Here is an 18,712-nt window from a genome sequence, read left to right on the forward strand (position 1 = left end):
AGCGCCGCACCACCCGGGTCGGGCCGTCCGTCAGGCGATGGAGAAGGTCACGACCGACCGGTAGGTGTCGGCGAACATGAACGGCGGCAGCTGGATCACCGCCGCGCCGCCCACGGCGAACTCGCCGCCGGTCAGCTCCTCACCGCCGGCCGCCTGGGAGGCGACCTTCATCGGCGTGTCCGAGATCGCGCCCGGGGCGCCGGCCGTGCAGGTGCTCGGGCTGTCCGGGTTGGTCACCGTGCAGGACGGCTGGATGCCGAGCTGGGCCTTCGCCATCGAGTGGCCCGTCGCCTGGTTCAGGAACGGCGTACGGGTCGCCGTCACGTCCCAGCCGAGGCTGCCGCCGCGGAAGTCCTGGACGGTCGCGGCGTTGAACGCGCCGAACACCGACTGGGCTTTGCCGTTGATGGTCACCGATCCGAAACTGACGGCCGGCTGGCCGTCCTTCGGGCCGAGTGCCAGCGGCCCGGGCAGTACCTCGATGTCCACCGGGTTCTGTACGCCCGCCTGTTCCTCGATGAAGACGAACGGCTTGAACGGGGCGACCGAGCCGTCGATCTTGATCGTGTCGGCCTTCTTGGTGACGGTGACGGTGCAGGTGGCGGCCCCGGACCCGTCCGCCGTCCCGGTGCCGGTGTCACCCGTCGGCGCACCGGCGAGCAGGGCGGAACAGGTGACCGGGCCGGCCGGGAAGTTGGCGCCGGTGGCGACGACCGAGGTGCCGGCCTTGCCGCTGTTGGGCGTCAGCCTGGTGGTGACCGGGTCCTTCGGCAGGGCCTCGACGGCGATCGAGGCCACCGGGGCGCTGGGGCGCGGGTCCGGCGTACAGGTCGTCGTGTAGACCGTGCCGCCGAGGTCGGCGTCCGTGACCACCTGGTCGATGGTGATCTGGACCGCAGTGCCCTCCGTGCCGTCAGGGATCTTGACGGTGCCGCTGAACGCGGGCGGGTCGGACTTCTTGCCGGCTTCCTGACGGCTGGGGGTCGCCGGGCTGGTGACCGTCTGCGCGACCCCGCCGACCAGCAGCTTCGCCTTGATGGTGTTGACCGTGTCGATGGTGAACATCGGGATCACCGGCGTCTCGCCGGGGTCGATGGTGATCGGTACGGTCTCGCCCGCCTTGGCGGTGTCCGGCACCGTGACCGTGTAGTCCTGGCTGCCGTTGGCACCCGGCTGTGGAGCGGGGGCGACGCACTTCACCGGCACGGGAGTGGTCTTCGTCGCGGCCTGCGCCGGTCCCGTCAGGGCCACGACGCCGCCCGTCAGGGCCAGGGACAGGGCGCCCGCCCCGGCCAGCACTCTTCGTCTGAGCGTTCTCGTACTCACAGGGTCGCGACTCCTTCGTCATGACGAACCCTTCCCCCCCACCCGCTGTGCGGGGAAGGCCGAGCCGGTGCGGATGGCCGTCATTGACGCGTCGCCGTGCCGAGAAGTCAATGCCTCGTTTTCGCCCGAAGCACGCAGACATTGATGTCCCATCAGACCGGGTCGGACGGGACACCGGGTGGCGGCAGGCCGGTGACTCCGGTGCGTTCTTCCCTCGGCCTGCCTCCAGCCTTCCCCCGGCCTTCCCTCAGCGCTCCGCGGAGAGGTGCAGGAGCAGGTTCGGGGTTCCGGCGGGCAGGTTCGTCACCTTGTCCGGGACGGCGTCGCGCAGGAGGATCCGGCCGACTTCCTCGGGGGTCCTGGCCCTGCCGTTCGCCAGGAGCAGCGCGGCGGCACCCGCGACGTGCGGGGCGGCCATGGAGGTCCCCGAGGCCCGTGCGAGGGCGGTGGGGGAGCCCTTCCAGGCCGAGGTGACGGCCAGCCCCGGCGCCGACAGGTCCACGCAGCGGCCGTGGTTGGAGAAGCGCGGGCGCCGGTCCGCCCCGTCGGTCGCGCCGACCGTGAGCGCCTGCGGGACGGCGGCCGGGGAACCGGCGCAGGCGTCCCTGGCCTCGTTGCCGGCGGCCACGGCGAAGGTGATCCCGGAGGCCACCGCGCGGACGACCGCCGCGTCCATGGAGTGGCTGCGGCTGCCGCCCATGCTCATGTTGGCGACGGCGGGCCCCCGGGCGGGGTTGCGGAGGTGGTCCTTCACCATCCAGTCGAGGCCGCGCAGGATCACCGAAAGGCTCCCGTCGCCCCGGCAGTCGGCGACCTTCACCCCGACCAGGGAGACGCCCTTCGCGACCCCGTACGTCGCCCCGCCGACGGTGGCGGCGACGTGCGTGCCGTGGCCGTTGCAGTCTTGGGAGCTCCCCGGGAGCATCCCGCTGTAGCCGTTGCGGGCGCGGCCGCCGAACTCCTGGTGGAGGGTGTTGATCCCGGTGTCGAGCACGTAGACGGTGACGCCCCGGCCGTTGTCGCCGGAGTACGTGTACGAACCGTCGAGCGGCAGCTCGCGCTGGTCGATCCGGTCCAGTGCCCAGGGGGCGGGCCGCTGGGTCTGCGCGGCGGGGGCGTCGGCGGGGGCGGGGACCGGGGTGGTGGGGAGGGGCTCGGCGACGGCCGGTGCGGTCGGGGGCGCCGGGACCGGGACGGGCACGGCCGGGGGATGGGGGACGCCGGCCGGGGGTTCGAGGGGGGACGCCGTACCGGAGATCCGGAACGGCGCGTCCGGCTCCACGGCCGCCACCCGGGGATCGGCGGCGAGGACGGCGGCGCGGGCGGCGGTGGTGCGTACCGCGAAACCGTTGAGGGCGGCTTCGTAGACCGCTCCCACCTCGTCCCCCGACCGCGCCGCCTCGGCGGCCAGGGCGCGGGTCGGGGCGCGGGAGGTGGTGTCCTTCAGGGTGACGACGTACGGCGAGGTGGGGGCATCGCCGGCCTCACCACCACCGCCGACGGTGGCGGCGGGGTGCGGCGGCAGGACGGCGGCCGCCGCCAGGAGGGCGGCGGCCGGGAGCAGCGCGGTCATGGCGGTCATGCGGCCGATGCTCGGCCAGCCCGGGTGACGCCGCGCGGAGGGTGCGCCGAGTGGCCCCCCGACACGCCACCGAAGGGGCCAATGCCCGGCCCTTCGCCGGGCCCCGCCCGGGTGGCGCGGCCCGCTCGAGTTGAGCGGCCCGCCCAGGCGGACACGCTCCCGTGCAGGCGGCGCGCCACCGCCCGGGCTGCGCGCCCCGCCCGGTCGGCGTGCCTCCGCTCAGGCGGCGCGGACGGCGACGGCGGCGGCGTAGGGGGTCGGGGCGGGGAGGTCGTGCAGGGTCCAGCCCGGGACCGGGGCCGGGGCGGGGCCCGAACCCACGTAGGGCTCCGCCAGGCCGAGGGCGACCCCCATGCCCGTGCCCTTGAGGCAGGCCTCCTTGCGGGCCCACACCCGGGCCAGTGCCGCCTGCCGCTCCGCCTCCGGGAGCGCGTTGATCTCACCCGCCTCCACCGGGTGCAGGCTGCTCAGGACATCGGCCACCGCGCCCGCCGTCGGCAGGCCCTCCACGTCGACGCCCACCGGTACCCCCGCGAAAGCGAAATAGGCCAGGTCGTCGCTGTGGGACAGGGAGAAGTGCAACCCACCCCCGGCCACGGCGGGACGGCCGTGCGGCTGCCCGCAGCCCGGGCAGTCCTCGCGGACCAGTTCGACCTTCTCCGGCGACAGCCCGAGGTACCCGCCGAGCAGCACCCGCAGCCCCAGGTGCGAGGCCAGGTAGCTGCGCCGGTCGGCCGGGCGCAGCAGCCGTTCCGCCCGCTCACGTTCGGCCGCGTCGAGCAGCGCCCGCGCCCCGTCCGCCCGGTGACCGCCGATCACCTCACGCGTGGTGTCCAGGGCCCACACCGCCACGGCGGAGCCCGCCGGGGGTGGTCCCGTCAGGGGTACGGCGCCGTCGAGCTGGTTGACGTACTGACTCATCCGACGAGCCTAGACGAGGCAGTTGGGGCCCCGGTTACCCTCGTGCCGGACTTGCCGAGCACCACTCCAGGGGGAAACACACCGTGCGCAATGCAGTCGTGACGCCGGAAGGCGACCGGATCCGCTGGGTCGAACTGCCCGGAGAGGAGGCCCCCCGCGTCTACCTGCACGGGCTCGGCGCCACCTCCCCGGCCTACTTCGCCGCCAGTGCCGTGCACCCGCTGCTGGCCGGGCGGCGCTCGCTGCTGCTCGACCTGCTGGGGCACGGCCACAGCGACCGGCCCGAGGCGTTCGCGTACACCCTGGAGGCGCACGCCGACGCGGTGGCGCAGGCCCTTACCGTGGCCGGCGTCGAGGGTGCCGAAGTGATCGCCCACAGCATGGGCGGATCGGTGGCCATCGTGCTGGCCGCCCGGCACCCCCGGCTGGTCTCCCGCCTCGTCCTGGTCGACGCCAACCTGGACCCGCTTCCGCCCGCCCGGTCCACGGCCGGCAGCAGCGGTATCGCCTCCTATACGGAGGAGGAGTTCCTGGCCGGCGGCTGGGCGGAGGTACGCGACCGGGTCGGTGCGCACTGGTGGTCGACCATGCGGCTGGCCGGCCGTACCGCCCTGTACCGCAGCGCCGTGAACCTGGCCGCGGGCACCACGCCCACCATGCGGGAGCTGCTGCTGGAGCTGAGGATCCCGCGCGTTTTCCTCTTCCCGGAGGAGGACGGACCGCTCGCCGGCGCCGACGCCCTGGAGGCGGCCGGCGTCGCCGTCGTGGCCGTACCGGACAGCGGGCACAACATCATGCTCGACAACCCGGAGGGCTTCGCGCGGGCCACGGCGGCCGCCCTCGCGCGGGACGCGGTCTGAGCCGTCCCGCTACCCGGCGGGGGACCCCGCGGGTATGCCGCCGGGGGTGACGGCGGGGGCGCCGTTCGGGCTGGAGCCCGGTATTCGCGCTCCCGGGGAGGGCGTTCCGTCGGTCCAGGCGTAGACCTGCCGGCCGCGCACCGAGACCTGGTACTGGTAGCGGTCCCGGCACTCCGGGCGCTCCTCGACCCGGGTGTCGCCCGGCCACCAACGGGCGTCCAGACGGGGCCCGCCGGGCTTCTTCCGCGCCGCGGCCGCGCACTGCGGGCCGTCGAGCGGTGTCTTGCCGAGGGTGAACCGGATCAGCCGGGCGCCGCCGTCGCCGCGCGCGCGGATCCGTATGTCGGTGGCGTCCCGCGGTATCCAACTGGGCAGGACGAACGCCCGGTCGCCCCGCTTCGGGGCGTCGGCGGCGCTGGCGTAGCGCTTGCCCTTCTCCCGCAGGACCTGCTTCTCCAGGGCGTCGGTGACGGGGTTGGGCGGCAGGTTGGGCAGCGCGAAGGCGGCCAGGGCGAGGGCTCCCGCGACGGCGGCGGCGATGACGAGCGGACGGCGGTTCATACCCATAAGTGTTCTCGCCGGGGCCCGTTCGCGCGTCCCTCCCCGGTATCAATTTCGGATCTGCCGCAGGGCGGATACGGAGTCATACCTGAGAGGGGCGCGATGGGGCACGGTCCACGCACCACTCGCCGACACGTACGCCTCCGCATCGCGTTATAGGGGCGGTAGGGATCACGGATATGGCCTGCTCCGAGGGTGGAACCCGGCGCCGCACCGGGAGTTGACCGGGCGGCCCCGTCGCCCGCTCGCCCCGCCGCCCCCACCCGGAGGATTGACATGCGTCGCCGTCTCGTTCCCTTGCTCGCTGCCGCGTCCGCCGGCCTGCTGGCCCTCGCCACCCCGGCCTCGGCGGTCCCGGCGGACAAGCCGCAGATCCTGAGCGGCTGGACGCAGACGAGCGTCTCCAGCTACAACGCCTGGGTCGCGGCGCGCGCCAACCAGGGCAGCTGGGCCGCGTACGCCTTCGACTGGTCGACGGACTACTGCTCCTCGTCCCCCGACAACCCCTTCGGCTTCCCCTTCCAGACGGCCTGCGCCCGCCACGACTTCGGCTACCGCAACTACAAGGCGGCCGGCACGTTCCCGGCCAACAAGCCCCGGCTGGACGACGCCTTCTACGCCGACCTGAAGCGGGTCTGCTCGCAGTACTCGGGCGTCAAGAAGGGCTCCTGCGACAGCACCGCCTGGACGTACTACCAGGCGGTCAAGGCCTTCGGCGTCTCCCCCCAGGACGCCCCCTCCGACTCGGCCCCGACCGACCCGACCCTGACCGACCCGACCCTGACCGACCCGACCCTGACCGACCCGGCCCTGGCCTCCTGACCCCCCCACGGCCCCCGACCCGCCCGGCAACCGCCCGCCGGTGCCGGGCGAGGCCCCTGACACCGTCCCGCCCGAACGAACCCCCGTCGGGCGGGACGGCCCGGATGGAGCAGGCGCTGCCTGAGTCACGCGGCCCAGCAGCGCCACACCCGCGGCGGTGTCCGCCCGGGCGGTGAAGAAGTCGGTGAACGCGGCGACGAACTCCTCCTCGCTGATCCGGCCGTCCCCGTCCCCGTCCAACTGCCGGAAAAACTCCAGCCACGCCGGGCGGGAGTCGGCCGTACGGGGGCCGGGGCAAGCGCGGAGCCGCCGCGGGCCGCCGTGAGGCGGAGCGCTGCCCGTCGCCGCCGTCGGGTGGCCGCGGTAGCGCAGGCGGTCCGGCAGGCAGGTCATGACCTGCCGCATCCCGCGGTGCACCGTCCAGGACAGTGCGGCGGCGAAACGGAACCGGGCAAGCCGAACCGCTCGTGCCAGGCCCGCGGCAGGTCGGCGACGGTGAGGCTGGTCAGCACGCTCGCGGCCACGGCGCGCAGCAGCGGCCAGGCCGGCCGGAGCCGGCCGAGGCGGCGGGGTGCGGGGGCTTCGTCAGGCGGTGCTCCTGAAGGATGAGGGCCAACAGGATGACAACGCCGCACCGCAGGGGAGGTTGGGACGAGCCGGTCCGCCGACAACGACGGCGGGTTCCAGCGGTCGACGCGACACGTAGTCGGTGCGGTCTGGACGGGCGGTCTGGACGGTCGGTCTGGACGGGCCGCCGCTGGTGTGGCCGGCGGCAAGCCACGCGGCCGCTCCCGCGGGGGCTTCAGCGGGGTGTACGCCCGTGATCGCCTGACAGGTGAGGGACGGGTCCGATAGATCTGTACGGGTGAATGACTCCACGCCCGAGGACGGCGAGCACACCCCCTTCACCCAGAGGGCGAAGAACCTGTGCGGGAAGCACAAGGGAAAGATCATCGCGGTCTGCGCCGCCGGCTTGGTCGTCGCTGCCGTGGTCGTCAGGAAAGCCCTGGAAGGGAACGCGGCCGAGGACGGCCAGGACGGCGGGGACGTGGAGGACACCGAGCCGGTCTCCGACCCTGACGACTCCGATGACTCCGACGACTCGGACGACTCCGACGGGCGACGGAAGTCCCCCGTCAGGCATGGGGTATGCGCCCATACGAGGACTCTTCGCGACGGCCGCGTCATCCCCGTTCCGCGTTACGAGCGGGGCGGCGGTTCGGACGACGAGGACGAGGACGAGGACCCTGGCGAAGCCGCGGCCTGAGCCCCCGGGGCCCAGCGGCGGCATCCCGCCCGCCCCGGTCGCCGAGTGGGCCGGCATTGGCGGCCGGTCTGTCGGTCTGCGGTCCTGTTGGGCGGAAGGGTTCCGATCCCTCCGGATGGTCAGATGCACGCCGTCCGACCTGCGAAAGCATCGCCGGGGTGGCGATGCTTGAGTGGTGCCCCCGGCAGGACTCGAACCTGCGGCCAAGCGCTTAGAAGGCGCCTGCTCTATCCACTGAGCTACGGGGGCCGGAAGGTGACCGTGTTGGCCAGGAGCCCCTTGGTGGGGGTGGGACTGCGGTCCGTGCCGGGTCAAGGATAGGGCTCCGGTCGCCTTGTCCCGGTTGCTTCACCCGCGTGCCACGTTGTGGAGGTTCGGTGAAGCGGTCCCGATAATCGCAGGCAGGTGCGATTCTCGCATCGCTTTTGCGCCGCGTCGGCCTGGGTGTTGTGCACTCGTTATGCCTGCGTCCCACTCGTCCGCGGTGTCCATGATGTCCCTCTGGAGTCGCGGTCGGCGCGCAGAGGGCGTATAAGCTTCAAAAATGGTCCCAAATTGGGCATTCTTCGCATGTGGTGACCTTGGATGTTCGGCCTCAGCTGCTCGATGCCCTGTCCGCCCTGCGCGACCGGGTCGCGTCCGTGCGTCTGCCGCTGCCCCTGCCCGGCGCCCCACGCGCCCGCCAGACCAGAGCCGAGCTGCTCGCGCAGCTCGACGACTACCTCGTCCCCCGGCTGAAGTCGCCCGAGGCGCCGCTCCTCGCCGTCATCGGCGGTTCCACCGGGGCCGGTAAGTCCACCCTCGTCAACTCCCTCGTCGGCCGGCAGGTCAGCGAAGCCGGAGTGCTGCGCCCCACCACCCGCACGCCGGTGCTCGTCTGCCATCCGGACGACCACCACTGGTTCGCCGGGATGCGGATCCTGCCCGACCTCATGCGCGTCTGGGCGCCCCAGCCGGACGAGGAGCTGGTCCCCGCCTCCAGGAAGAGGCCCCAGCGCGCCCCGGGGCACCCCGCCTCGACCCGTGAGCTGCGGATCGAGACCGTCTCCACCCTCCCGCGAGGCCTCGCCGTACTCGACGCCCCCGACATCGACTCCCTCGTCGTCGAGAACCGCACCCTCGCCGCCGAGCTGATCTGCGCCGCCGACGTCTGGGTCATGGTCACGACCGCCTCGCGGTACGCCGACGCCGTCCCCTGGCACCTGCTGCGCACCGCCAAGCAGTACAACGCCACCCTGGTCACCGTCCTCGACCGGGTCCCGCACCAGGTGCTCGCCGAGGTCTCGCGCCAGTACGGGGCGCTGCTCACCCGGGCCGGCCTCGGCGACGTGCCCCGGTTCACGGTGCCCGAGCTGCCCGAGTCGACCGGCGGCGGCGGGCTGCTGCCGGCCAGTGCCGTCGCCCCGCTGCTGGCCTGGCTCACCCATCACGTCCAGGACCCCGCCGCCCGCCAGTACGCCGTCGGCCGGACCGCCCTCGGCGCGCTCGACTCCCTCAAGCGCCGCATGCCGGAGCTGGCCTCCGCCGTCGCCGCGCAGCACGCCGCCGCCGTCCGGCTGACGACGGCCGTCGAGGACGCGTACCGGCAGGAGGGCAAGCGGGTCCGCAACCGCCTCGACAAGGGCGCCGTGCTCGCCGGTGACGCCCTCACCCGGTGGCGCGGCTACCCCCTCGACACCAGTGCCGACGAACTCCTCGACTCCCTCGCGGAATCCCTCGCCGCCCTGCTCCAGTGCGCCGTCGCCGCCGCCGACGAGCGGATCGCCGAGGTCTGGCGGCGCGAGCCGGCCTCCGGGGCGGTGCCGCTGCCCGGCCCCGACCGGGAGGCGGCGGAACGTATCGGCATGGCCGTACGCCGCTGGCGGCGCGTGCTGGAGGAACTCGCCGAGGAGGAGGTCGCCAAGCTCGACAAGCAGCCCGCGCCCGACCCCGACGGCGTCGCCGCCCTCCTCGTCGCCGCCCTCCTCGGCGGCAAACGGGCCCGGCCGGCGGGGGAGAAGCTCGCCGAGCGGATCGGCGTACAGGCCGCCGTACGCCTGCGCGACCGGGGCGGCGAACTGGTCGGAGACCACCTCGACCAGGTCCTGCGCGCCGAACGGGACCGCAGGCTCGCCCCCCTCCAGGCACTCGAAGTCACCCCCGAACCACAGGCCGAGCTGATCGCCGCGCTGTCCGTACTGCAGAAGGAGAGGTGACGCGGTGACCGCCGTGACCGACCGCGACCACGCCGGTGACCGGTGGGACGACGGGTTCATCGCACGCTCGCGCCACCGGAACTCCCGCAAGGGTGGTCCGCGCGGCTCCGGTCCCCAGGCCGGTGACGCCCTCATCGACGACGCCCTCCTCGACGCGGCGCTCCTCGCCAACGACCTCGACGAGAACGAGAACGAGAACGAGAACGAGAACGGGGACGGGAACGAGGACGGCAACGGCCACGGGGACGGGGCGCTCGTACGGGCCGTCTCCGGCGTCGGCAGCGACGGCGGCAAGGCGCCCTCGCCTCCGCTCAGCCCCGAGGCCCAGGCCCTGCGGATGCGCCTCGACGCCCTGCGCCAGCTGGTCGGACTGTCCCGGACCCGCCTCGACGGCAAGACCCTCGCCGAGGCCGGCCGGGTGCTGGACGAGGCGGCCGCGCGCCGGGGCCTGTCCCCGCAGCACACGGTCGTCGCCATCGCCGGAGCCACCGGAAGCGGCAAGTCCACGCTCTTCAACTCACTCGCCGGAGTGCAGATCTCCGAAACCGGACTGCGCCGGCCGACCACCGCCGCGCCCATCGCCTGCAGCTGGTCCGACGGCGCCGCGGGCCTGCTCGACCGGCTGGAGATCCCGGGGCGGCTGCGCCGCCGCCCCCGCGAGACCTCCGAGGCCGGGGCGCTGCGCGGGCTCGTCCTCGTCGACCTGCCCGACCTGGACTCGGCGGTCGGTGCGCACCGGGAGCACGTCGACCGGGTGCTGGCGCTGGTCGACGCCGTGGTGTGGGTGGTGGACCCGGAGAAGTACGCGGACGCCGTCCTGCACGAGCGGTACCTGCGGCCGCTGGCCGGGCACGCCGAGGTGACCTTCGTCGTGCTGAACCAGGTGGACCGGCTGCCCGGCGAAGCCGCCGACCTGGTCCTGGACGACCTGCGGCGGCTGCTGGACGACGACGGGATCGCCCTCGGCGAGCACGGTGAGCCCGGGGCAACCGTGCTCGGACTGTCCGCCCTGACGGGTGAAGGGGTCGGGGAACTCCGCGAGCTCCTCGGACAGTTCACCCAGGAGAGGGGCGCCGCGACCAGGCGGATCTGCGCCGACGTCGACCGGGCCGCCGTACGCCTGCGCCCGCTGTACGTGGCGCACGGGCACTCCGGACCCTCCGGGCCCGAGATCGGCGAGGCGGCGCGCGCCGAGTTCGAGGACCGGCTCGCCGAGGCGGTCGGGGCGTACGCGGCCGGTCTCGCCGCCGAGCGGGCCTGGCGGCGCAACGCCGGCAAGGCCTGCGGTACGCCCTGGCTGCGGCTGTGGCGCTGGTACGAGAGCAGGCGCGCCCCGCGCTCGCTCGCGTCCCTGGCCATGATGTCGGCGAAGGGCCGCACCCCTGGCGCGTCCGCCGCCGTGCCCCCCGAGGAGGAGGTGACCGCCCGCCAGCGGGTGGAACAGGCGGTACGCACCGTCGCGGACGAGGCGGTCATCGGGCTGCCCGACCCCTGGGCGCAGGCCGTACGGGAGACCGCGGTACGCGGCGCCGAGCGGCTTCCGGAGGCGCTGGACGAGCTGGCGGTGACCCTGGGTGCGGCCGTCGCGGTACCCGGCGCCAAGCCGCCGAGGCCCGCGTGGTGGCCGGTGGCGGTACTGGCGCAGGCGGCCATGACTCTGGTGCAGATCTTCGGCGGACTGTGGCTGGTCGGTCAGATCGTCGGGGTCCTGGAGCCGAAGCTGCTGCCGCCCGTGCTGTTCATGGTGGCGGGCATCGTCGGCGGGCCCCTGGTGGAGTGGGCCTGCTCGATCGCCGCCCGGGGACCGGCGCGCAGGTACGGCCAGGACGCGGAGCGGCGGCTGCGGCAGGCGGCGGCCGGCTGCGGCCGGGCCCGGGTGCTGGAACCGGTGGCGGCGGAGTTGCTGCGCTACCGCGAGGTGCGCGAGCAGTACGCGACGGTCGCCGCAGGGGGGACGAGGTTGTCCACAACCCGTCAGTAATCCACAGGCCGGAGCGGGAGGGCGGCGCCTGCGGCCAGCATGGTCGTACCTCGTGCGGATGGTCCGCACGGGTACGGAACGCGGGGGAGGCTGCCGGGATGAACGACACCCTGGTGACGCTGGTGGGGCACGTGGCGACCCAGATCGACTTCAAGGAGACGGTGACCGGACCGTCCGCGAGATTCCGCTTCGCTGTGACGCCCCGGTACTTCGACCGGCGCACCGAGACCTGGACGGACGCCCCCACCAGCTTCTACACCGTGTGGGCGCGCCGGGTGCTGGCGGTCAATCTGGCCAGTTCCGTCTCCGTGGGGGAACCGCTGGTGGTCCACGGACGTCTGCGGGTCCGGGAAGACCCGCCCGACGGCGAGGGCGTCCGCTGGTTCTCGGCGGACATCGACGCGATCACCGTCGGACACGACCTCAACCGCGGAACGGCGGCCTTCCGCAGGGTCGTCAGGACGGACACCCCACTGATGGCCCCTCAGAAGGCGGCGGTGGTCTGAGTGTTCGAGGCGGCTAGGATTCCCCGGTACTCACGGGCACCTTGGTCTTCGGCCCGAAGGGGAGAACTGTGTCGATTGCTGTTCCCGCATCCTCCGCATCCTCCGAATCCCGCGCGGTGTCCACCGCACCGGCGGGCGAACCGGCCTCCGCGCCCACCGTCCCACCCGCGGCCGGACCGGACGGGCCGCAGGTTCCGCTTCCAGCCGGTGCCGCCGCCGGCCTCGCCGCGGCCGCCGCCGGTGCCGCCGCGGGTGGGGTACGGGGCTCGGTGCGCCGGCCGCTGGCGGCGGCCCTGCTGGCCGCTGCCCTCACCGCCGCACCCGGCGCCCGCGCCGCGGCGGACTCCGGCCCGGCCGCCGCCGGACGGGGGGCCGGGGGCGCGAGCGCCGTGCTCGACGGCCTCAAGACGTACGGGCAGGCGGTCCTGCGCGCCGGGGACGGCTCGGTCCGGCAGATCCCGGCCGGGCTGTACGAGATGCGGGTCGACGGCGGCGGCATGCTCCAGACGTACGGAGTCGGCGTCGCCGGCTACGCGCAGCCGCAGGCCCGGTACACGGAGAGCGGCTGGGGCGGCAGCCCCCTCGCCGGGAACGCCGAGGCGGGCCGGATCCGCTGGGTGCTGGAGCACTCCTACCCGCAGCACAACGACCTGGCCGGACTGGCGAAGGCGGCCGGGGCCGCGGCGCTGACCGCCGAGAGCGCGGCGGCCGGGACGCAGGTGGCGATCTGGCGCCTGGCAGACGGTGCGCAGGTGGAGGCGGCCGACCCGGCGGCGGAGATGCTGGCCGACTACCTCCAACGGGAGGCCGGCCGGCTGCCGGAGCCGCCCGCCTCGCTCGGACTGGACCCCGGCCAGGTGTCGGGGCCTCTGACGGGCGCCGTCGGCACCCGGCTGGGCCCCGTCACCGTCCGGACGGGCGCGCAGAGCGTGACCGTCACCCCGGACGCGGCCGCCACCGCCATGGGGGTGCGGGTCGTCGACGCCGAGGGGCGGCCGGTGGCCTCCGCGGCGAACGGCAGCCGGCTGTACTTCGAGGTGCCCGCCGGCACCCCGGACGGGACGGCCTCCGTGACCGTGCACGGCTCCACGAAGGTGCCCGTCGGGCGGGTCTTCACCAGCGGGATTCCGGCCGAGGCGCAGATCGTGGCCGGCTCCAGCGAGTCCGCGGCCGCCGCCACCGCCAAGGCGGTCTGGCCGCAGCCGCCTGCCGTCCCGGCGGACACGGTCGGGACGCTGGGCCAGCTGTCCGGTACCTCCGAGGTGGCGACGGCCGCCGAACCGGCCTCGGCCGGGCCGGACTCCCCGGACGAGGAGCGGCTGGCGACCAGCGGCAGCTCCGCGGCCACGCCGGTGATCGCCTCCCTCGCGGTCGGACTCGTGGTGCTGGGCGGCATGGTCGTCCTGCTGCTGCGCAAGCGGCCGCTGGAAGGGGAGGAAGGCGAGGGGTGATTCCGTCCGGCGACCCGGGGTAGAGGCGGGACGTGGCTGATCAGAAACTGACCTGGCGGGGCACGTTCGCGGCCTGGGACCGGCGGCTGTTCGACGCCGTGGCCCAGCGGCACTGGCCTGGCGCCGAACGGGTGCTGCCCGCGCTGGGACGTGCCGCGAACCACGGGGTGCTGTGGGGCGCGACCGCGGCGGCGATCACCGTCGTCGGCTCGCCGCGGGCCCGCAAGGGGGCGCTGACGGCTGCCGCTTCGCTGGCGCTGGCCTCGGCGACCATCAACACCGTCGGGAAGTGGTCCGTGCGGCGGCCCCGGCCGCTGCTGGAGGGAGTGCCCCTGGTGCGGCAGCCGGCCGTGCCGCCGTGGACGACCTCCTTCCCGTCCGGGCACTCCGCTTCGGCCGCCGCCTTCACCGCCGGCCTCGCCCTGGAGGCGCCCGGCTGGGGCGCCGCGGTGGCCCCCGTGGCCGCGTCGGTGGCCTTCTCCCGGGTCTACACCGGCGTGCACTACCCGTCGGACGTGCTGGCGGGCGCGGCGCTCGGGGTCGTGGCGGGGTTCGTCGTACGCGGCATCGCGCGCGGAGCCGAGCAGGCGCGGACCGTTCCGGGCCACGAGCGCCCGGAGGCAGGCGCGCCCGCACTGCCGGACGGGGCCGGGCTGACGGTCGTGGCGAACACCTCGTCGGGGACGCCCCGGTCCGAGGTGCTCGACGTCGTACGGGCGAAGCTGCCGAAGGCGGAGGTCGTGGAGTGCGCCGGGGACGAGCTGGAGGCCGCGCTGGCGGACGCCGCCTCCCGGGCCACCGTGCTCGGGGTGTGCGGCGGCGACGGCACGGTCAACGCCGCCGCGACCGCCGCCCTGCGGGCCGGGATCCCGCTGGCGGTCTTCCCCGGCGGCACCCTGAACCACTTCGCGCTGGACCTCGGCCTCGCCGGCCCGGAGGACACCTGCCGCGCCGTCACCGCCGGCCAGGCGGTCCGCGTCTCGGTCGGCCGCTTCACCCCGGCCCCGTCCCCCACCCCGCCGACGGGCCAGTCCGGCACGACGGCCTCCGGCCACGCCCCCGGGGCGGCGGGTTCCGCCGGGGGCGGGGACGGGGTCCGGTACTTCCTGAACAACTTCAGCATCGGGGCCTATCCCGAGCTGCTGCGGCACCGGCTGCGCTGGGCGCCGCGGATCGGGGGCGGGCCGGCCGCGGTGCTGGCCGCCTGGCGGGTGCTGCGGGCCGAGCGGCCCGTGCGGCTGACCCTGGCCGGGCGTCCCCGGAGCGCGTGGCTCCTCTTCGCCGGCAACGGCACCTACCAGGGCACCGGCCCCGCCCCCCGAAGGCGGGCGGGCGTCGGCGAGGGCGTGCTCGACCTGCGTGTCGTCCACGGCGGCGGCCGTCCCGGCCCGCGCCTGCTGGCCGCCGCCTTCGCCGGCCCCCTCAGCCGGTCCCCCGTCCACGTGGCCACCCGGCTGCGCACCCTGCGCGTGGAGGACATCCCGCCCGGCACCCCGCTCGCCTACGACGGCGAGTACGCCCAGGCCCCCGCCGCGCTCGTGCTCGAGTCCCTCACGGACGCCCTGGTCGTCTACCGCCCCCGCTGAAGGCGGGCGTCCGTCCCGAGGTCGGCCCGCATCAGGGCGCGCATCTCCTTCCACCGCTCCCCGAGCCGCAGCAGGTTCGCCTTGACCTCCTGGAAGGAGCCGTCCGGTGCCGGGTCGCCCTCCTCCAGCCGCAGGATCAGGTAGAAGGCCTCGGAGAGCCGCTCGGTCGTGGCGTCCAGCTCGGCCACGACCGCCTCGGACCCGACCAGCTGCGCCTCCGCGAAGGCCAGGTGCATCGCCTGCCGCGCGTCTTCGAGGGCCGCCCGGCCGTCCGCCGTGACCTGCGCCTTGTGGACGAGCCACAGGAAGTTCATCAGCTCGATCCGGTAGCGCCGGTACCCGGTCGTGGCCGCCACGTAGCAAGCACGGCGGACGTCCAGCTCGGACGCCCGCTGTTCGCGCAGCCACTGGCTCTCGGCCATCCGTTCCTGCCGCTCGAACTGCTCGGACTGGACCCGGCCCACCAGCCGCTGCGTCAGCAGCGGCGCGAAGAGCGTGCCCGTCATGCCGATGAGCGCTATCGCGAGCGGCAGCGGCCAATTGCCCACAAGGACTCCCCCGAGCGTCGTACCCGTCTCACCCGTCACACCGGTCGTACCCGTCACACCGGTCGTGCCGGTTGTGCCGGTCGGTCGTACCTGTCATACCAGCCGTACCCAGCGTCACCATGCCCAGGCCAGGCCCCCACCGCTGCCCGGCGGGACCCGGACGGGTTTCCCCCGGGGGATGGACGTACGGCAGTATGGGGTGTATCTGCCCACCATCGATCTGCCGGACGGTTTCTCTTGGCTGAGTACATCTACACCATGCGCAAGACGCGCAAGGCGCACGGTGACAAGGTGATCCTCGACGACGTCTTCCTGAACTTCCTGCCGGGGGCGAAGATCGGCGTTGTCGGCCCGAACGGCGCCGGCAAGTCCACCGTCCTGAAGATCATGGCGGGCATCGAGCAGCCGTCCAACGGCGACGCCTTCCTGTCGCCCGGCTACTCCGTCGGCATCCTCATGCAGGAGCCGAAGCTCGACGAGTCCAAGACGGTCCTCGAGAACGTCGAGGACGGCGTCGCGGAGATCAAGGGCAAGCTCAACCGGTTCAACGCGATCGCCGAGGAAATGGCGACGAACTACACCGACGAGCTCATGGAGGAGATGGGCAAGCTCCAGGACGACCTGGACCACGCCAACGCGTGGGACCTGGACGCCCAGCTGGAGCAGGCCATGGACGCCCTGGGCTGCCCGCCCGGCGACTGGCCCGTCACCAACCTCTCCGGTGGTGAGAAGCGCCGCGTGGCCCTCTGCAAGCTGCTGCTGGAGGCCCCCGACCTGCTGCTCCTCGACGAGCCCACCAACCACCTCGACGCCGAGTCCGTGAACTGGCTGGAGCAGCACCTGGCCCAGTACAAGGGCGCCGTCGTGGCCGTCACCCACGACCGCTACTTCCTCGACAACGTCGCCGAGTGGATCCTCGAGCTCGACCGCGGCCGCGCCCACCCCTACGAGGGCAACTACTCCACCTACCTGGAGAAGAAGGCCGAGCGCCTCAAGGTCGAGGGCAAGAAGGACGAGAAGCGCGCCAAGCGCCTCAAGGAAGAGCTGGAGTGGGTCCGCTCCAACGCCAAGGGCCGTCAGGCCAAGTCCAAGGCCCGCCTCGCCCGCTACGAGGAGATGGCGGCCGAGGCCGACAAGATGCGCAAGCTCGACTTCGAGGAGATCCAGATCCCGCCGGGCCCGCGCCTGGGCTCGATCGTGGTCGAGGTCAACAACCTCTCGAAGGCGTTCGGCGACAAGGTCCTCATCGACGACCTGTCCTTCACGCTGCCGCGCAACGGCATCGTCGGCATCATCGGCCCGAACGGCGCCGGCAAGACCACGCTCTTCAAGATGATCCAGGGCCTGGAGGCCCCGGACTCCGGCGAGATCAAGGTCGGCGAGACCGTCAAGATCTCGTACGTCGACCAGGGCCGCGCCAACATCGACCCCAAGAAGTCCCTCTGGGCGGTCGTGTCGGACGAGCTGGACTACATCAACGTCGGCAACGTCGAGATGCCGTCCCGCGCGTACGTCAGCGCCTTCGGCTTCAAGGGCCCGGACCAGCAGAAGGCCGCCGGCGTGCTCTCCGGCGGTGAGCGCAACCGCCTGAACCTCGCGCTCACCCTCAAGCAGGGCGGCAACCTGCTGCTCCTCGACGAGCCCACCAACGACCTCGACGTCGAGACCCTCGGCTCGCTCGAGAACGCGCTGCTGGAGTTCCCGGGTGCGGCCGTGGTCGTCTCCCATGACCGCTGGTTCCTGGACCGGGTCGCGACGCACATCCTCGCCTACGAGGGCGAGTCGAAGTGGTTCTGGTTCGAGGGCAACTTCGAGTCCTACGAGAAGAACAAGGTCGAGCGGCTCGGCCCGGACGCCACCCGTCCGCACCGCGCCACCTACAAGAAGCTCACCCGGGGCTAGGCCGCAGCCATGGCCAGACACCACTACCGGTGCCCCCTCCGCTGGGCGGACATGGATGCCTTCGGGCACGTCAACAACGTCGTCTTCCTCCGCTACCTGGAGGAGGCGCGCATCGACTTCATGTTCCGCCTGGCGCCGGGGGAAGGCAGCGACTCCTTCACGGGCGGCTCCGTCGTGGCCCGTCACGAGATCGACTACAAGCTGCCCCTCGTGCACCGGCACGAGCCGGTGCTGATCGAGTCCTGGGTGACCCGGATCGGCGCCGCCTCCCTGACCATCCGCTACGAGGTCAAGGACGAGGCGACCGAGGACAGCCCGGAGACCGTCTACGTCCGTGCCGAGACGGTGGTCGTGCCCTACAACCTCGCCGAGGGGCGGCCCCGCCGCATCACGGCCGAGGAGCGGCACTTCCTCGAGCAGTACCTCGACACGCCCGAGAACGCCCCGGCGGCCGCCGAAGGGCGCCTCGCGGCATGAACGGACAGCTGCGCCTCGCCGACTCCGGGGAGGCGGCGGACCTCGCCGCCTTCCTGGGCCGGCTGGTGCACTACGACCGCGCCGCCGCGGTCCGCCTGCAGGCGCGGGCGGGCGGCGGCGCGCTCGCCGTCTTCGGACGGCCGCCCTCCTTCGAGGTCCTGGCCATCCGCACCGCACGCCTCGCCGAGCCCCTCGCGACCCCGCTGGACATCACCGTCTCGGCGGGCGAGCTGCTGGAGGCCGTGGACGAGGACGGAGCCGCCGTCACCGTCCCCGGCGCCGTCACCGGCCCGCCCTGGGCGGGGGTCCTGCCGCCCCGCGGCGGCTGGCAGCCGGTCCCCGGCCTGCCAGGCCCCGAAGCGGTACGAGCCGCCGTCGCCGCCGCCGTCGCCGAGTTCCGGGCGCGCGACGAGGCCCTGCCCCCGCAGCACCGGACCCGCTCCGAGCGGGACCGCATCGGCCGCGAGATCTGGTCGCGGACCCTGGGCGACACCGAACTGCCGCTGCGCGCCGTGCACGCCGCCCAGTCGCTGGGCTTCCTGCGCCCGGTACGCACCACCGTGCCCGCCGGCGTCCCCGCCGCGGCCGGTCCCGCCCCGGTGGCCCTGTTCGCCTCCGGCGGCTGGCTCCGGCTCAGCACCCCGTACGGATCCGTCGCCACCCGCCGCCCCGGCGGCACCGGAGGGCTGGGCACCCTCCAAGTACGGCCGGTCTAGCGCCGCGCGGT

Annotated in this window: 15 protein-coding genes, 1 tRNA gene and 2 pseudogenes; 11 read left to right on the forward strand and 7 right to left on the reverse strand. The window is 73.9% G+C overall.

All coding sequences use genetic code 11. From position 1 onward, the window contains the following. Positions 1–30: 30 nt before the first annotated feature. The 3 genes from ACZ51S_RS14900 to ACZ51S_RS14910 all read right to left on the reverse strand — a co-directional run bounded on the left by ACZ51S_RS14900 (position 31) and on the right by ACZ51S_RS14910 (position 3,829). Positions 31–1,326, reverse strand: a complete 1,296-nt coding sequence (locus ACZ51S_RS14900; protein WP_468960941.1) for a hypothetical protein — start codon at positions 1,324–1,326, stop codon at positions 31–33. 247 nt (positions 1,327–1,573) lie between these two features. Then, positions 1,574–2,908 carry a S8 family peptidase gene (locus tag ACZ51S_RS14905; RefSeq protein WP_468960944.1) on the reverse strand — a complete coding sequence of 445 codons (1,335 nt, stop codon included), beginning with the start codon at positions 2,906–2,908 and terminating at the stop codon, positions 1,574–1,576. A 219-nt stretch (positions 2,909–3,127) separates the two neighbouring features. Further along, a complete protein-coding gene (locus ACZ51S_RS14910; RefSeq protein ID WP_468802037.1) occupies positions 3,128–3,829 on the reverse strand; it encodes a 4'-phosphopantetheinyl transferase family protein in 702 nt (233 codons plus the stop codon). An 83-nt stretch (positions 3,830–3,912) separates the two neighbouring features. On the opposite strand from ACZ51S_RS14910, the gene ACZ51S_RS14915 reads away from it, so the two are divergent. Next, complete coding sequence (locus tag ACZ51S_RS14915) at positions 3,913–4,689, forward strand: alpha/beta fold hydrolase (protein WP_468474963.1); 777 nt, start codon at positions 3,913–3,915, stop codon at positions 4,687–4,689. A 9-nt stretch (positions 4,690–4,698) separates the two neighbouring features. Here the strand turns inward: ACZ51S_RS14915 and ACZ51S_RS14920 are convergent, their stop codons facing one another. Next, the gene (locus ACZ51S_RS14920; protein WP_468802036.1) at positions 4,699–5,250 is read right to left on the reverse strand and encodes a hypothetical protein; all 552 of its coding nucleotides are present in this window, start codon (positions 5,248–5,250) and stop codon (positions 4,699–4,701) included. Positions 5,251–5,526: 276 nt separating this feature from the next. Between ACZ51S_RS14920 and ACZ51S_RS14925 the strand changes: the two are divergent. Beyond that, positions 5,527–5,997, forward strand: a pseudogene (locus ACZ51S_RS14925) (phospholipase); the annotation flags it as partial. Positions 5,998–6,288: 291 nt separating this feature from the next. Here the strand turns inward: ACZ51S_RS14925 and ACZ51S_RS14930 are convergent. Next, positions 6,289–6,477 (reverse strand): annotated as a pseudogene (locus ACZ51S_RS14930) (oxygenase MpaB family protein); the annotation flags it as partial. A 460-nt stretch (positions 6,478–6,937) separates the two neighbouring features. On the opposite strand from ACZ51S_RS14930, the gene ACZ51S_RS14935 reads away from it, so the two are divergent. After that, a complete protein-coding gene (locus ACZ51S_RS14935) occupies positions 6,938–7,339 on the forward strand; it encodes a hypothetical protein (RefSeq protein ID WP_468960946.1) in 402 nt (133 codons plus the stop codon). Between the two features lie 173 nt (positions 7,340–7,512). Here ACZ51S_RS14935 and ACZ51S_RS14940 read toward each other — a convergent pair. Beyond that, positions 7,513–7,588 (reverse strand) — tRNA-Arg (locus tag ACZ51S_RS14940). Between the two features lie 332 nt (positions 7,589–7,920). On the opposite strand from ACZ51S_RS14940, the gene ACZ51S_RS14945 reads away from it, so the two are divergent. The 5 genes from ACZ51S_RS14945 to ACZ51S_RS14965 all read left to right on the forward strand — a co-directional run bounded on the left by ACZ51S_RS14945 (position 7,921) and on the right by ACZ51S_RS14965 (position 15,058). Next, complete coding sequence (locus tag ACZ51S_RS14945) at positions 7,921–9,534, forward strand: dynamin family protein (protein ID WP_468802035.1); 1,614 nt, start codon at positions 7,921–7,923, stop codon at positions 9,532–9,534. Positions 9,535–9,538: 4 nt separating this feature from the next. Further along, positions 9,539–11,515 carry a YfjP family GTPase gene (locus tag ACZ51S_RS14950; protein WP_468960948.1) on the forward strand — a complete coding sequence of 659 codons (1,977 nt, stop codon included), beginning with the start codon at positions 9,539–9,541 and terminating at the stop codon, positions 11,513–11,515. Between the two features lie 98 nt (positions 11,516–11,613). Next, complete coding sequence (locus ACZ51S_RS14955) at positions 11,614–12,021, forward strand: single-stranded DNA-binding protein (RefSeq protein WP_468802033.1); 408 nt, start codon at positions 11,614–11,616, stop codon at positions 12,019–12,021. Between the two features lie 116 nt (positions 12,022–12,137). After that, positions 12,138–13,472, forward strand: a complete 1,335-nt coding sequence (locus ACZ51S_RS14960; RefSeq protein ID WP_468960950.1) for a TQXA domain-containing protein — start codon at positions 12,138–12,140, stop codon at positions 13,470–13,472. Positions 13,473–13,504: 32 nt separating this feature from the next. Continuing rightward, the gene (locus tag ACZ51S_RS14965) at positions 13,505–15,058 is read left to right on the forward strand and encodes a phosphatase PAP2 family protein (protein WP_468474956.1); all 1,554 of its coding nucleotides are present in this window, start codon (positions 13,505–13,507) and stop codon (positions 15,056–15,058) included. Here the strand turns inward: ACZ51S_RS14965 and ACZ51S_RS14970 are convergent. After that, positions 15,043–15,606, reverse strand: coding sequence for a hypothetical protein (locus ACZ51S_RS14970; RefSeq protein WP_468884163.1), 564 nt, complete (start codon positions 15,604–15,606; stop codon positions 15,043–15,045). The two genes, ACZ51S_RS14965 and ACZ51S_RS14970, sit on opposite strands and share 16 nt — an antisense overlap. 237 nt (positions 15,607–15,843) lie before the next feature. Between ACZ51S_RS14970 and ettA the strand changes: the two genes are divergently transcribed. From ettA to ACZ51S_RS14985, 3 genes are read left to right on the forward strand one after another with little or no spacing between them, the layout of a single operon-like run. Continuing rightward, the gene (gene ettA, locus ACZ51S_RS14975; protein ID WP_388938841.1) at positions 15,844–17,508 is read left to right on the forward strand and encodes an energy-dependent translational throttle protein EttA; all 1,665 of its coding nucleotides are present in this window, start codon (positions 15,844–15,846) and stop codon (positions 17,506–17,508) included. A gap of 9 nt (positions 17,509–17,517) precedes the next feature. Then, complete coding sequence (locus ACZ51S_RS14980; RefSeq protein ID WP_468474954.1) at positions 17,518–17,985, forward strand: acyl-CoA thioesterase; 468 nt, start codon at positions 17,518–17,520, stop codon at positions 17,983–17,985. Continuing rightward, the gene (locus ACZ51S_RS14985) at positions 17,982–18,701 is read left to right on the forward strand and encodes a DUF8010 domain-containing protein (RefSeq protein WP_468960952.1); all 720 of its coding nucleotides are present in this window, start codon (positions 17,982–17,984) and stop codon (positions 18,699–18,701) included. Before ACZ51S_RS14980 ends, ACZ51S_RS14985 begins: the two co-directional genes overlap by 4 nt. Positions 18,702–18,712: the final 11 nt, after the last annotated feature.

The sequence above is a fragment of the Streptomyces sp. NPDC034043 genome (assembly GCF_055575675.1).

Bases quoted from the DNA above. Each gene is read 5' to 3' on its own strand.
- ACZ51S_RS14910 (WP_468802037.1), bottom strand. From the start codon at position 3,829: ATGAGTCAGTACGTCAACCAGCTCGACGGCGCCGTACCCCTGACGGGA.
- ACZ51S_RS14955 (WP_468802033.1), top strand. From the start codon at position 11,614: ATGAACGACACCCTGGTGACGCTGGTGGGGCACGTGGCGACCCAGATC.
- ACZ51S_RS14980 (WP_468474954.1), top strand. From the start codon at position 17,518: ATGGCCAGACACCACTACCGGTGCCCCCTCCGCTGGGCGGACATGGAT.
- ACZ51S_RS14920 (WP_468802036.1), bottom strand. From the start codon at position 5,250: ATGAACCGCCGTCCGCTCGTCATCGCCGCCGCCGTCGCGGGAGCCCTC.
- ACZ51S_RS14905 (WP_468960944.1), bottom strand. From the start codon at position 2,908: ATGACCGCCATGACCGCGCTGCTCCCGGCCGCCGCCCTCCTGGCGGCG.
- ACZ51S_RS14985 (WP_468960952.1), top strand. From the start codon at position 17,982: ATGAACGGACAGCTGCGCCTCGCCGACTCCGGGGAGGCGGCGGACCTC.